19 protein-coding genes are annotated in these 12,783 nt (G+C 69.0%); 12 read left to right on the forward strand and 7 right to left on the reverse strand.

All coding sequences use genetic code 11. From position 1 onward, the window contains the following. Position 1: 1 nt before the first annotated feature. The 4 genes from iscA to PHC73_RS00730 form a co-directional block, all read right to left on the reverse strand. Positions 2–325 carry an iron-sulfur cluster assembly protein IscA gene (iscA, locus tag PHC73_RS00715; RefSeq protein WP_300123643.1) on the reverse strand — a complete coding sequence of 108 codons (324 nt, stop codon included), beginning with the start codon at positions 323–325 and terminating at the stop codon, positions 2–4. Positions 326–484: 159 nt separating this feature from the next. Continuing rightward, a complete protein-coding gene (gene erpA, locus PHC73_RS00720) occupies positions 485–826 on the reverse strand; it encodes an iron-sulfur cluster insertion protein ErpA (RefSeq protein WP_300123644.1) in 342 nt (113 codons plus the stop codon). An 11-nt stretch (positions 827–837) separates the two neighbouring features. After that, entirely contained in the window at positions 838–1,242 is a 405-nt protein-coding gene (gene iscU / locus PHC73_RS00725) for a Fe-S cluster assembly scaffold IscU (RefSeq protein WP_300123645.1), read from the reverse strand. A gap of 28 nt (positions 1,243–1,270) precedes the next feature. Beyond that, positions 1,271–2,482: an IscS subfamily cysteine desulfurase gene (locus tag PHC73_RS00730; protein ID WP_300123646.1), complete on the reverse strand. Its 1,212-nt coding sequence runs from the start codon at positions 2,480–2,482 to the stop codon at positions 1,271–1,273. Positions 2,483–2,832: 350 nt separating this feature from the next. Between PHC73_RS00730 and nifA the strand changes: the two genes are divergently transcribed. Continuing rightward, a complete protein-coding gene (gene nifA, locus PHC73_RS00735) occupies positions 2,833–4,443 on the forward strand; it encodes a nif-specific transcriptional activator NifA (RefSeq protein ID WP_300123647.1) in 1,611 nt (536 codons plus the stop codon). Between the two features lie 182 nt (positions 4,444–4,625). On the opposite strand, the gene arsB is transcribed toward nifA, so the two are convergent. From arsB to PHC73_RS00750, 3 genes are read right to left on the reverse strand one after another with little or no spacing between them, the layout of a single operon-like run. Then, positions 4,626–5,675 carry an ACR3 family arsenite efflux transporter gene (gene arsB, locus PHC73_RS00740; RefSeq protein ID WP_300123648.1) on the reverse strand — a complete coding sequence of 350 codons (1,050 nt, stop codon included), beginning with the start codon at positions 5,673–5,675 and terminating at the stop codon, positions 4,626–4,628. Between the two features lie 30 nt (positions 5,676–5,705). Continuing rightward, positions 5,706–6,443 (reverse strand): arsenical resistance protein ArsH, encoded by a 738-nt coding sequence (arsH, locus tag PHC73_RS00745; RefSeq protein WP_300123649.1) that lies wholly within the window; start codon positions 6,441–6,443, stop codon positions 5,706–5,708. Further along, complete coding sequence (locus PHC73_RS00750; protein WP_300123650.1) at positions 6,433–6,795, reverse strand: metalloregulator ArsR/SmtB family transcription factor; 363 nt, start codon at positions 6,793–6,795, stop codon at positions 6,433–6,435. The genes arsH and PHC73_RS00750 overlap by 11 nt, the downstream gene beginning before the upstream one ends. Before the next feature lie 293 nt (positions 6,796–7,088). Between PHC73_RS00750 and nifB the strand changes: the two genes are divergently transcribed. The 11 genes from nifB to PHC73_RS00805 form a co-directional block, all read left to right on the forward strand. Then, complete coding sequence (gene nifB / locus PHC73_RS00755) at positions 7,089–8,642, forward strand: nitrogenase cofactor biosynthesis protein NifB (protein ID WP_300123651.1); 1,554 nt, start codon at positions 7,089–7,091, stop codon at positions 8,640–8,642. Positions 8,643–8,672: 30 nt separating this feature from the next. Then, positions 8,673–8,897: a 4Fe-4S binding protein gene (locus PHC73_RS00760; RefSeq protein ID WP_366949766.1), complete on the forward strand. Its 225-nt coding sequence runs from the start codon at positions 8,673–8,675 to the stop codon at positions 8,895–8,897. A gap of 5 nt (positions 8,898–8,902) precedes the next feature. Continuing rightward, on the forward strand, positions 8,903–9,280 hold the full coding sequence (locus tag PHC73_RS00765) for an iron-sulfur cluster assembly accessory protein (RefSeq protein WP_300123660.1): 378 nt from the start codon (positions 8,903–8,905) through the stop codon (positions 9,278–9,280). Between the two features lie 20 nt (positions 9,281–9,300). Continuing rightward, a complete protein-coding gene (locus PHC73_RS00770) occupies positions 9,301–9,846 on the forward strand; it encodes a hypothetical protein (RefSeq protein WP_366949768.1) in 546 nt (181 codons plus the stop codon). Then, positions 9,833–10,711 (forward strand): 4Fe4S-binding leucine-rich repeat protein, encoded by an 879-nt coding sequence (locus PHC73_RS00775; RefSeq protein ID WP_300123653.1) that lies wholly within the window; start codon positions 9,833–9,835, stop codon positions 10,709–10,711. The genes PHC73_RS00770 and PHC73_RS00775 overlap by 14 nt, the downstream gene beginning before the upstream one ends. Next, the gene (locus tag PHC73_RS00780; RefSeq protein ID WP_300123654.1) at positions 10,704–11,012 is read left to right on the forward strand and encodes a nitrogen fixation protein NifZ; all 309 of its coding nucleotides are present in this window, start codon (positions 10,704–10,706) and stop codon (positions 11,010–11,012) included. Before PHC73_RS00775 ends, PHC73_RS00780 begins: the two co-directional genes overlap by 8 nt. Next, positions 11,009–11,248 carry a nitrogen fixation protein NifZ gene (locus PHC73_RS00785; RefSeq protein WP_300123655.1) on the forward strand — a complete coding sequence of 80 codons (240 nt, stop codon included), beginning with the start codon at positions 11,009–11,011 and terminating at the stop codon, positions 11,246–11,248. The genes PHC73_RS00780 and PHC73_RS00785 overlap by 4 nt, the downstream gene beginning before the upstream one ends. Before the next feature lie 10 nt (positions 11,249–11,258). Then, positions 11,259–11,603, forward strand: a complete 345-nt coding sequence (locus PHC73_RS00790; protein WP_300123656.1) for a hypothetical protein — start codon at positions 11,259–11,261, stop codon at positions 11,601–11,603. A gap of 27 nt (positions 11,604–11,630) precedes the next feature. Then, positions 11,631–11,843, forward strand: a complete 213-nt coding sequence (gene nifT / locus PHC73_RS00795; RefSeq protein ID WP_300123657.1) for a putative nitrogen fixation protein NifT — start codon at positions 11,631–11,633, stop codon at positions 11,841–11,843. Between the two features lie 5 nt (positions 11,844–11,848). Further along, positions 11,849–12,097 (forward strand): hypothetical protein, encoded by a 249-nt coding sequence (locus PHC73_RS00800; RefSeq protein ID WP_300123658.1) that lies wholly within the window; start codon positions 11,849–11,851, stop codon positions 12,095–12,097. Beyond that, the coding region (locus PHC73_RS00805) for a DegT/DnrJ/EryC1/StrS aminotransferase family protein (RefSeq protein ID WP_300123659.1) at positions 12,094–12,783 on the forward strand (690 nt) is incomplete at its 3' end. The genes PHC73_RS00800 and PHC73_RS00805, both read left to right, overlap by 4 nt.

Consider the following 12,783-nt stretch of genomic DNA (forward strand, 5'->3'; position numbering starts at 1 on the left):
GTCAGGCGCTGAAGCTCTCGCCGCAGCCGCACTCGCCGCGCGCGTTCGGGTTGTCGAACTTGAAGCCCTCGTTCAGGCCCTCGCGCACGAAATCGAGCCGCGTGCCGTCGACGTGGATCAGGCTCGCCGGGTCCACCAGCACGGTCACCCCGCCGCTGTCGAAACGCAGGTCGTCCGGCTGCGCCTCGTCGGCGAATTCGAGCAGGTACGACAGGCCCGAGCAGCCCGACGGGCGCACGCCCAGCCGCAGGCCGACGCCGCGGCCGCGGTTGGTGAGCGCCTTTTGCACGTGGCGGGCGGCGGCTTCGGTCAGGGTCACGGCCATGGTGTCAGCTCCGGTGATTGGGGAAAGGGGCAAAGCCGCCGGATAAATCCGGTGTACCGATGTAGGAGCGGCTTCAGCCGCGAATGGCGGGATTTCGCGGCTGAAGCCGCTCCCACGAAGGCTCCTACGAGGCGCCAGGGGGTTCACGTCGACGATGCCTCACACCGTGAACGAATTGCCGCAGCCGCAGGTGCTGGCGGCATTGGGGTTCTTGATGACGAAGCGCGCGCCGGACAGGTCTTCCTGGTAGTCGATCTCGGCGCCGCCCAGGTACTGGATGCTCATCGCATCCACCAGCAGCGTGACGCCGTCGCGCTCGACCGCGGTGTCGTCGTCGGCGGCCGTCTCGTCGAACGAGAAGCCGTACTGGAAGCCCGAGCAGCCGCCGCCGGCCACGAACACGCGCAGCTTCAGCGCCGGGTTGCCTTCGTCGTCCAGCAGCGCGCGCACCTTGCCGGCGGCGGCGCTGGTGAACTGCAAGGGTGATGCGAGGTCGTTCATGGCGGTCTCCGTCAGGCGGTGTCGGTGCTGGCCAGCGCGTCCTGCTTGGCGCGCAGGTCGTCGATGGCGGCGCGGATGGCGTCCTCGGCCAGCACCGAGCAGTGCAGCTTCACCGGCGGCAGCGCCAGTTCCTCGGCGATGGCGGTGTTCTGGATGGCTAGCGCCTGGTCCAGCGTGCGGCCCTTGAGCCACTCGGTGACCAGCGAGCTCGACGCGATCGCGCTGCCGCAGCCGTAGGTCTTGAAGCGCGCATCGGCGATGACGCCGTCCTCGTCGACGCGAATCTGCAGGCGCATGACGTCGCCGCAGGCCGGCGCGCCGACCATGCCGGTGCCGACCTGCGGGTCCTGCACGTCGAGCGTGCCGACGTTGCGCGGGTTCTCGTAGTGGTCCAGCACGCGATCGCTGTAAGCCATGGGGGAATCTCCGAAAGGATTGAGGGTGTCAGTGCGTGGCCCACTGCACGGTGGCCAGATCGATGCCCTGCAGGTGCATGTCCCACAGCGGCGACAGCTCGCGCAGGCGGCCGACCTCGCGCGTCAGTTCGGCGATCGCGAAGTCGACCTCGGCCTCGGTGGTGAAGCGGCCAAGGCTCAGGCGCAGCGAGCTGTGGGCGAGCTCGTCCGGCAGGCCGAGCGCGCGCAGCACGTACGAGGGTTCGAGGCTGGCCGAGGTGCAGGCCGAGCCGCTGGAGACGGCGATGTCCTTGATGGCCATCATCAGCGACTCGCCCTCCACGAAGGCGAAGCTGAGGTTGAGGTTGTGCGGCACCCGCTGCACGGGATCGCCGTTCAGGTACACCGCGTCGAGCGCCATCAGGCCGCGCTTGAGGCGCTCGTGCAGCGCCGCGATGCGGGCGTTGTCGGCCGCCATCTCGAGGCGCGCCAGGCGAAACGCCTCGCCCATGCCGGCGATCTGGTGCGTCGGCAGCGTGCCCGAGCGCGCGCCGCGCTCGTGCCCGCCGCCGTGCATCTGCGCTTCCAGGCGCACGCGCGGCTGGCGGCGCAGGTACAGCGCGCCGATGCCCTTGGGGCCGTAGGTCTTGTGGGCCGAGAACGACATCAGATCGACCGGCAGGGTGGCAAGATCGATCGGCACCTTGCCGGTGGCCTGCGCGGCGTCCACGTGCAGCAGCACGCCGCGCTCGCGGCACAGCGCGCCGAGCGTCGCGATGTCCTGCACCACGCCGATCTCGTTGTTCACCAGCATCACCGAGGCCAGCACCGTGTCCGGGCGCAGCGCCGCGGCAAAACGGTCCGGGTCCAGCAGGCCGCTGTTGTCGGGGTGCAGGTAGGTCACCTCGTAGCCGTCGCGTTCCAGCGCGCGCATGCTGTCGAGTACCGCCTTGTGCTCGGTGGTCACCGTCACCAGGTGGCGGCCGCGGTCCTTGTAGAACTGCGCCGCGCCCTTGATGGCGAGGTTGTTCGACTCGGTGGCGCCCGAGGTCCAGACGATCTCGCGCGCCTCGCAGCCGACCAGCGCCGCCACCTCGGCGCGCGCCTCGCCGACGGCTTCCTCGGCGGCCCAGCCAAACCGGTGCGAGCGGCTGGCGGGATTGCCGAAGTGTGTTTCGAGGTAGGGCAGCATCTTGGCCACCACGCGCGGGTCGACGGGGGTGGTGGCGGCGTAGTCGAGATAAACCGGCAGTTCGGGCATGACAAGCTCCGCCTTGGCTGGTGCGGCCGCCGGACCGAAGGCGGCGGCTTTGGCAAAGCTTTCGCAAGCCCTGTGCCAGCAGCTTGTCTGGCGGATAAGCAGGCGATTGAGAAAGAGTTTCTTCGGCAGCGACGGGGGACGGCCGCAGCTGCGTGTACGGTTTGTCGGGTTGGCGACAGAGCGTGTACGGCCTGTGGGCCCTTCGTCGGGTGGACGGGGTTCCCGGTGGCGGCACGGCGTGGCGCCCGAGCAGCCACTACCTTGGCATCGCAGTTGCTTGTATCAGAAGTGTCCAGACTGCTGCGGCGCCCCCCGCCGCACGGCGCTGCCTACCTGTCGAGGTTCCGTCCATGTCCACCTTGGCGCTGGAGAACAGCTCCCGACAGCAGGGAACCGAGCTGCTGGCCATCTACGAAATCAGCAAGATCCTGAGTTCCTCGCTGGATCTCACGCGCACGTTGCGCGGCGTGCTGAACCTGCTGGCCTCCTACATGCGCATGCAGCGCGGCACCGTGAGCCTGCTCGACGCCGGCGACGAGCTGCGCGCGGTGGGTGCCGCCGACCTGTCGGACGATGCCCTGCGCCGCGCCCGCTACCGCATGGGCGAGGGCATCACAGGCCGCATCCTGCAGACCGGCTCGCCGTGCGTGGTGCCGGACGTGGCCCACGAGCCGCTGTTCCTGAACCGCACCGGCGCGCGGGATCTGGCCGCAGGGCAGGTGATCGCCTTCATCGGCGTGCCGATCAAGGTCGGCCGCGACATCGTCGGCGTGCTCACCGTCGATCGCGACGTCACCGACCAGCCGGCCAATTTCGAGCGCGATGTGCGTTTCCTGACCATGGTCGCCAACCTGATCGGCCAGACCACGCGCCTGCACCGTTCGGTGGCGGCCGAACGTGCCGAGCTGCTGCACGAAAAGCACCGCCTGCAGAAGGAGCTGAACGGCAAGTACCCGCTCGACAACGTGATCGGCGCCAGCCGCAGCATGCAGGCAGTGTTCGCCGAGGTGCACCAGGTGGCGGCGGGGCGCGCCACGGTGCTGCTGCGCGGCGAGTCCGGCACCGGCAAGGAGGTGATCGCGCGCGCCATCCACGTGCTCAGCCCCCGAAAGGACGGCCCGTTCGTGCGCGTCAACTGCGCGGCGCTGTCCGAGAACCTACTGGAGTCGGAACTATTCGGCCACGAGAAGGGCGCCTTCACCGGCGCCACCGGCGAGCGCAAGGGCCGCTTCGAGCTGGCCGACGGCGGCACGCTGTTCCTGGACGAGATCGGCGAGGTGTCGCCGGCGTTCCAGACCAAGCTGCTGCGCGTGCTGCAGGAGCGCGAGTTCGAGCGCGTCGGCGGCAACCGGCCGATCAAGACCGACGTGCGCCTGATCTGCGCCACCAATCGCAACCTCGAAGAGGCGGTCGGCAACGGCAGCTTCCGCGAGGACCTTTATTTCCGCATCAACGTGGTGACGCTGTTCCTGCCGCCGCTGCGCGAACGGCGCGAGGACATCCCGCCGCTGGTCGAGCACTTCCTGGCCCGCTACAACGGCGAAAGCCACCGCGCCATCACGCTGAGCCCGCAGGCGCTGCAGATCATGCTGGCCTGCAACTGGCCGGGCAACGTGCGCGAGCTCGAAAACTGCGTCGAGCGCTGCGCCACCATGACCCGCGGCGCGGTGATCGAGGCCTCCGACATGCCCTGCCAGCACGGCAAGTGCTTCTCGCTGGTGCTGCAGGGCTACACCGGTGCGCAGCGCGAGCCGGCGCCGGTGGTCCGCCCGCCGCATCCGGCGGTCCCTGCTGCCGCGCCGGGCGAGGAGCCACCACCGCACGACGAGCGCGGGCGCCTGGTCTGGGCCATGCAGCAGTGCGGCTGGGTGCAGGCCAAGGCGGCGCGCCTGCTCGGCATCACGCCGCGGCAGATCGGTTACGCGCTGCGCAAGTACGACGTGCAGGTGCGGCGGTTTTAGGGAAGCGCTGATTTATTCAGCGTTTCCCGTTCGGGGCAGGATGGCCCGGCATGAATCAAGGGCGTCAGCCCTTGATTCATGGAGCGCCTCGCGGGCGTGCACCGCGCGGCAGCGAGCTGAAAAATTCCATGGATGGAATTTTTCAGCATTTTCTTGGCAGGTCCTGTCGGATACGAAACCGCTCAGGCGGCCCGGTGTTCGTACCAGCCCCGGCTGCGATTGACCACGCGCACCACCAGCAGCATCACCGGCACCTCGATCAGCACGCCGACCACGGTGGCGAGCGCGGCGCCGGACTCGAAGCCGAACAGGCTGATGGCGGTCGCCACCGCGAGTTCAAAGAAATTGGACGCGCCGATCAATGCCGAAGGACAGGCCACGTTGTGCTGCTCGCCGAGGCGGCGGTTCAGGAGGTACGCCAGCGCGGAATTGAAGAACACCTGTATCAGGATCGGCACCGCCAGCAGCGCGATCACCAGCGGCTGGCGCAGGATCGCCTCGCCCTGAAACGCGAACAGCAGCACCAGCGTTGCCAGCAGCGCCGCCGTCGACCACGGCCCGATGCGCGCCATGGCGGCATCGAACGCATCCTGCCCGCGCGACAGCAGCGTCCGGCGCCACAGCTGCGCCAGGATCACCGGGATCACGATGTACAGCACCACCGACGTGAGCAGCGTATCCCACGGCACGTGGATGGCCGAGATGCCGAGCAGCAGGCCGACCAGCGGCGCAAACGCGAACACCATGATGGTGTCGTTGAGCGCCACCTGCGTGAGCGTGAACAGCGGATCGCCATTGGTGAGGCGGCTCCACACGAACACCATGGCCGTGCACGGCGCCGCCGCCAGCAGGATCAGACCCGCGATGTAGCTGTCGATCTGCCCGGCCGGCAGATACGGCGCGAACAGCTGGCGGATGAACAACCACGCCAGCAGCGCCATCGAAAACGGCTTGACCAGCCAGTTCACGAACAGCGTGACGGCGATGCCGCGCACGTGCCGGCGCACCTGCCCCAGCGCGCCGAAATCCACCTTCACCAGCATGGGGATGATCATCACCCAGATGAGCAGCCCCACCGGCAGGTTGACGCGCGCGATCTCGAGCCGGCCGATCCACTGCACGGGTCCCGGCAGTGCCTGGCCGAGCGCGATGCCGGCCACGATGCAGGCGAACACCCACAGCGTGAGGTAGCGCTCGAAGGTGGATAGGGCAGCGGGCGGCGTTTTATTCATCGGGACGGCTCCGGTGGGGGTGGGGTGAGGTTATTCACTGGCGGCCCGGTCTTCGACCGCACCGGCGGCCGCCGCCAGCGCCTTGGCGTCGTCCGCGCCTTTGCGTTCGCTGTAGCGGTCGACCAGGTAGTCGGTCCGATCGCGCACCAGCAGCGTGAACTTGACCAACTCTTCCATCACGTCGACCAGGCGATCGTAGTAGGGCGATGGTTTCATGCGCCCGTCGGCATCGAATTCCTGCCACACCTTCGGCACCGACGACTGGTTGGGGATGGTGACCATGCGCATCCAACGCCCCAGCACGCGCAGCGCGTTGACCACGTTGAACGATTGCGAACCGCCACACACCTGCACCACCGCCAGCGTGCGGCCCTGCGTGGGGCGCACGCCGCCTTCCTCGAGCGGCAGCCAGTCGATCTGGTTCTTGAACACGCCGGTGAAGGTGCCGTGCCGTTCCGGGCTCACCCACACCTGACCCTCCGACCACTGCGACAGCGCGCGCAGCTCCTGCACCTTGGGATGTGTGACCGGCGCGCCGTCTACCAGCGGCAGGTCGTGCGGGTCGAACAGCCGCGTGTCGGCGCCGAAGTGCCGCAGCAGGCGCTCGGCTTCGAGCGCCAGCAGCCTGCTGTACGACGGCGGCCGCAGCGAGCCGTAGAGCAGCAGGATGCGCGGCGGGTGGGTGGCGGCGACGGCGGGCGCAAGGCGCTCGGCCGTCGGCCGCTCGAGCGCGTCGGGCGACGCGTTGGGCAAGTCGTCAAGTGTCATCAGGGTTGTTCTTGTCGGTGAGAGTCGGGGTGGGGCGGATAGGGTGGGCAGTCGCCTGCAGGCACGGCTGACCTTGGCAGCAGTTGTCGGTGAGGTAACTCAGCAGGTCGTTCATGCGCGCGTAGTCGGTGCGGTAGACGAGGTGCCGGCCGCGGCGCTCTTGCTCGATCAGGCCGGCGGTGCGCAGTTCCTTCAGGTGAAACGACAGCGTCGCCGCCGGCAGTTCGAGCGCTGCGGCGATGGCGCCTGGCGTTGCCCCGTCGCGGCCGGCGACCACCAGCCAGCGAAACACCCGCAGGCGGGTGGGTTGGGCAAGCGCGGCGAGCGCCTTGATCACGTTCTTTTCTTCCATGGTTTCAGTTTTATAAAAACATTGGATTTTGGCAATGACGTGTCACTGCGCCTTGAACTCTGTACCTCACCTTTCGGGTGGGCGTGGCACACGCGTTGGATTTGTCGTGGCCGCGCGCCGGGTTTGTCGGGTCTGCGACACTCGGGTTTATCTATAAAAACCCTATAAATCAGTTGCTTGTTTTTTCTTTCCGGCTGGCATGGCGGTTGCGAAAGGTGAGCTGACTTCCCCCCCACGCGGCCGCACGGTCGCGGCCCACTCCGGGCCAAGGTCAACGCACCCCAGGAGGCGCCATGCACACCGCGCAATCGAACACCCAAGAACTGCTGTCGCTGGATGCTTTGCTGCAGAAGGCAGCCGAACACAAGGGCTGCGGCACCTCGTCCGACGGCGGCAAGGCGAGCTGCGGCTCGTCCGACGGTCCGGCCGACATGGCGCCGGAGGTGTGGGAGAAGGTGAAGAACCACCCCTGCTACAGCGAGGAGGCGCATCACCACTACGCGCGCATGCACGTGGCGGTGGCGCCGGCCTGCAACATCCAGTGCAACTACTGCAACCGCAAGTACGACTGCGCCAATGAATCCCGTCCCGGCGTGGTGAGCGAAAAGCTCACCCCAGAGCAGGCGGCCAAGAAGGTGCTGGCGGTGGCCTCGACCATCCCGCAGATGACGGTGCTCGGCATCGCCGGCCCGGGCGATCCGCTCGCCAATCCCGACAAGACCTTCAAGACCTTCGAGCTGATATCGAAGACCGCGCCCGACATCAAGCTGTGCCTGTCGACCAACGGTCTGGCGCTACCGGACCACGTCGACACCATCGCCAACTTCAACGTGGACCACGTCACCATCACCGTGAACATGGTCGACCCCGAGGTCGGCCAGCACATCTACCCGTGGATCTACTACAAGAAAAAGCGCTGGACCGGCATCGACGCCGCCAAGATTCTGACCGAGCGGCAGATGCAGGGCCTGGAGATGCTGACCGCGCGCGGCATCCTCAGCAAGATCAACTCGGTGATGATCCCGGGCATCAACGACCAGCACCTGGTCGAAGTGAACCGGGCCGTCAAGAGCCGCGGCGCCTTCCTGCACAACATCATGCCGCTGATCTCGGCGCCCGAGCACGGCACCGTGTTTGGCCTGAACGGCCAGCGCGGCCCGACCGCGCAGGAGCTGAAGGCCCTGCAGGACGCCTGCGAGGGCGAGATGAACATGATGCGCCACTGTCGCCAGTGCCGCGCCGACGCCGTCGGCCTGCTGGGCGAGGACCGCAGCGCCGAGTTCACCACCGACAAGATCGACGCCATGGAGGTGGTCTACGACGCCGACACGCGCAAGGCCTACCAGGAGCTGGTCGAGCAGGAGCGCCAGGCCACGGTCGCGGCCAAGGAGGCGGAAAAGGCCGAGCTGGCCAAGCTCGCCGACGCCGAGGGCATTTCGCTGCTGATCGCCGTCGCCACCAAGGGCCAGGGCAAGGTCAACGAGCACTTCGGCCACGCCAGCGAGTTCCAGATCTACGAGGTCGATGCCAAGAGCTCGAAGTTCGTTGGCCACCGCCGCGTGGACCTCTACTGCCAGGGCGGCTACGGCGAGGAGGACACGCTCGAAACCGTGGTCCGCGCCATCAACGACTGCCACGCCGTGTTCGTGGCCAAGATCGGCGGCTGCCCAAAGGCAGATCTCGCCAAGGCCGGCATCGACCCGGTGGACAGGTACGCCCACCAGCACATCGAGCAGTCGGTGATCGCCTACTTCATGGACTACGTCGGCCGCGTGCGCGCCGGCGAGATCACCCACCAGAGCCGCGGTGATGCCGACATCCGCCAGGGTGCCTTCATCGCCGCCTGACGTTTCCGCCCCAGCTAAGGAGCTTTTCCCATGGCCTACAAGATCGTCGCCTCCCAGTGCACCGGCTGCTCGGCCTGCGAGCCGGAATGTCCGAACCAGGCCATTTCCGAGAAAAACGGCGTGTTCGTCATCAACCCCAAGAAGTGCACCGAGTGCATCAACTACTTCGACGAACCGCAGTGTGTGGCGGTGTGCCCGGTGGACAACACCTGCATCGTCGACACCGGCTACCCGCGCTACCAGGCAAGCGCGTGAGCGGCATGGACATCACCATCACGCCGGCGGCGCAGAAGTTCATGCGCCGCATGGTGCGCTTCGGCGGCGAGGGGATGACCGGCTTTCGGCTGCAGGTGAGCCCGGGCGGCTGCTCGGGTCTTTCCAGCGAGTTCACGGTCGAAAAGGCGCCACAGCCGGGCGATGTGGCAATCGCGCTCGACGGCTTTGCGCTGTTCCTGCCGGCGCAAAGCCGCCTGCTGCTGCACGGCGCTACGGTGGACTTTGCCGACACGCCGACCGAGTCCGGCCTCGTGTTCCGCAACGTGGCCGGCGGCGGCAGCTGTTCCAGCCAGAAACCGACCAGCGCGCCGGCACTCGCCACCGTGGACGTGGCCAGCATCGGCCGCGGCGGGCGGCCGTAGGAGACCGCGCCGTGGCGGCCGTGCTCGATGCCCCTGACGCCGGCAGCGCCGAGCAGGCCAGCGCCGAGCAGGTATTCGCAGCCATCAGCCTGCTGGGCGGGGCCCTGCCGGCGGAGGTCGATCGACACCTGCGCGCCGCCGGCCGGCACTATGCCGACGACGCGCGCGCGCTCGAGCACCTCGCCGCCGCGGCCGAACTCGCGCCCGCCCACCCGGCGGTACTGATCGGCCGCTACCGATTCTTCTTCTACAAGGGCCGCTGGGCGCAGGCGCTGTCGGTGGCCGGCGAGTGCCTCGCCTGGGCGGCGCGGCTGCTCGGCCTGCCCGCCGACTGGCACGACACGCGCCCGCAACAGGCCGAATTCGGCGCCTATGACGCCGTGCCGGCGCGGTTTTACCTGTTCACGCTCAAGGGCTACGCGTATCTGAGCCTGCGCCTTGACCTGCTGGCCGAGGGGCAGGCGGCAGCACGCAAGCTACTCGAACTCGACCCCGCCGACCGGGTCGGCGGGCAGGTGCTGCTGGATGTGCTGCGGCGCCGGGAGGCGGGCGATGACGACGCTTGAAGCCGACCCTGACGTCGATATCAGTGCCTGCGACCACCAGGGTCGGCCGCTGCCCTGCGCCGACTGCCGGCACCGCGACTGGCTCGCCACCGGCGCCTGCCAGCCAGGCCGCGCCTGCGTGCACGACCGCTACGCCCGGCGCATCGACCGCTTCTTCGCCTGGCACCCGTACCTGGCGGCCGACTATCTGGAGCACCCGTACTTCGAGGTGCGCGCCATCGCCGCCCGCCACGCGCCGGTGTTCTGCCTGCCGCCGCTGCTGGACGACCCGGACGAGACCGTGCGCTGGAGCGCCGCTGCCCGTCTGCCGCAAAGCTATCTGCTGCCGCTGCGCGCCGACCCGCACCGCGAGGTGCGCATCCGCGTGGCGCACCGCCTCAACGGCGAGGCGCTCGAAGCCATGACGCGCGATGCCGACTACTACGTGCGCCTGGTGGTGGCGCGGCGGCTGCCGCAGGCGCGCCTGGGCCTGCTGCTCGGCGACCCCGAACCGCAGGTGCGGCGCGAGCTGGCGCGGCGCCTCACGCCGCAGCGGCTGCTGTGTCTGGCCGCCGACGACGACGCCGAGGTGCGCCTCGAAGTGGCGCGCCGCCTGCCGCAGGCGCTGCTGGTGTGGATGAGCGCCGATGCCGACTGGCGCGTGCGCTACGCCGTCGCCGAACGCCTGCCCGCGGCACAGCTTGGCGGGCTGCTGCACGACACCGATCCCATGGTGCGCGCGCTGGCGCAGGAACGCTGTGCGCTCGACACCGTCGCCGACAACGCGCACGCCGCGGCGGCGCCGGGCGCGGATGAGCCCGGCGTGCCTCCCGAACCGCTGCGCGCCGTGTGGCGCTTTCCCGCAGGAGGTGATCCCGATGGGTGACATCGCACGCGATTCCGACGTCAACGAACTCGGCAGCCCGCCGCGCTTCGATTACGGCCAAAAGGTGCGCAGCCGCAAGACGGTCCGCAACGACGGCACGTTTTCCGGGCGCGAGATCGGCGACATCCTGGTCAAGAAGGGCGACATCGGCTACGTGACCAGCATCGGCACCTTCCTGCAGCAGTTCTACATCTACGGCGTGGACTTCGTCGCCCACGGCTACCGGGTCGGCATGAAGGGCCGCGAGCTGGAAGCCGTCGAGCCCGTTCCCGAAACCGCCACCGATGGGGTCGCGCCGTGAACCCGGCCGCACCTGCCCTGTTCGACTGGGGCCAGCGCGTGCAGGCACTGGTGGACCTGCACAACGACGGCTCCTACCCGGACCAGCCGCTGGACGCCCTGCTGGCCGCGGCCGGCAGCGCCGGCGAGGTGGTGCAGGTGGGTGTCGTGGTCGAGGCCGGCATCAACGTCTACATGGTCGAGTTCGCCCCCGGCCGCGTGATCGGTTGCCTCGAACATGAACTCGCGGCCGTGTGATGCGCACCCGTTGTCAGGCCCACCCGCAGCGGCTGCGCACCCGAACGAGTTCGACCTCAGGCGCATCGCCCGCGCGCTCGACGGCCGCCGCCGCTACCGCTACGTGTCGCCGCAGGTGCACGCGGTGCCCGGCGGCTACCGCATCGACAGCCCCTGCTGCTCGCGCAACGTGGACCCGTCCGGCGGCGTCATCGACATCGCCCTCATCGAGCACCGGCCAGATGCCGTGCCCGCCTGGCAGCTCTACGCGCGCGACCACATCGCCGGCGCCTGGCGCCTGCACGGCGGCCACGCGCGCCTCGCGGACGCGCTGGCCGTGCTGTGTGCCGATCCTCAGCGCCAGTTCTGGCGTTAGCTGCCTGATGTCACAAGGAACGCCGCCATGAAAGTGATGATCCGCAAGGACGCCGCCGGCAGCCTGAGCGTGTACGTGCCGAAAAAGGACCTCGAAGAGCCGGTGGTCGCCCAGGAATGTCCGGATTTGTGGGGCGGCAGCGTCACGCTCGCCAACGGCTGGCGTCTGGCGCTGCCGGATCTGGCCGCCGACACGCGCCTGCCGGTGACGGTGGAGGCACGGCGTCTGGACGACGCCTGACCGCCATGCAGCCGGCCGAACTCGACACCCTGCACGACCTGCTCGCCGCCGGCCGCAGCGACGGTCCCTCGCTGCGCGCCGCGCTGCCGCAGCTTTCCGTGACGCGCTGCGACGCGGGCGATCTCGACGACACGCCCTACCGCCGCTATGCGGGCTTTGACCTGCACCTGGTCGACGGCGCCGGGCACTGCTGGCAGATAACGCGCGATCCGGCCGCCGCCACCGGCATCGTGCTGGCGAGGCAGCGGCCGTGAACGATTCCGTCATCACCTTTTCGGACCCCGACTTCGGCGCCGCGGAGCTGGCGGCGGTGCAGGCGGTGCTGGGTTCGTCGTATCTGAGCGACGGCCCGCAGCAGGCGGTGTTCGAGACCGAGTTCGCGGCGTACCTTGGCCGCCGGCACGCCGTCAGCGTCGGCAGTGCGCGCATCGGCCTGCTGCTCGGGCTGCGCGCGCTCGGCATCGGGCCGGGCGATGAGGTGATCGCGTCCGCCTACGGCTGGCGCGAACTCGCGCACGCGATCGCGCAGGCCGGCGCCACACCGCGCTTCGTCGACATCGACTACTGGTCCGGCACGCTGGCGCCGGACAAGGTGGCGGCGGCCATCACGCCCGCCACGCGCGCCATCCTCGCCGCCAACACGCTGGGTCATCCGGCGGCCTGGACGCCGCTGCGCGCGCTCGCCGACCAGCACGGCCTGCGTTTGATCGAAGACTCCAGCGAGGCCATCGGCTCGCGCTACCAGGGGCGCCTCGTCGGCAGCTTCGGCGATCTCGCCGTGTTCGACTTCAGCCAGCCGGCGGCGCTGTGCTGCGGCACCGGCGCCATGCTGGTGACCGACGACGACGAACTCGCCGCCGCGCTGCGCCGCCTGCGCGGTCGGCGCCCGGCCGAGCGCGGCAACATCGTCGCCTCCGGCGTGGCGCCGTACGGCGCCGAG

It is taken from the genome of Immundisolibacter sp. (assembly GCF_028696615.1).
GTDB lineage: Bacteria > Pseudomonadota > Gammaproteobacteria > Immundisolibacterales > Immundisolibacteraceae > Immundisolibacter.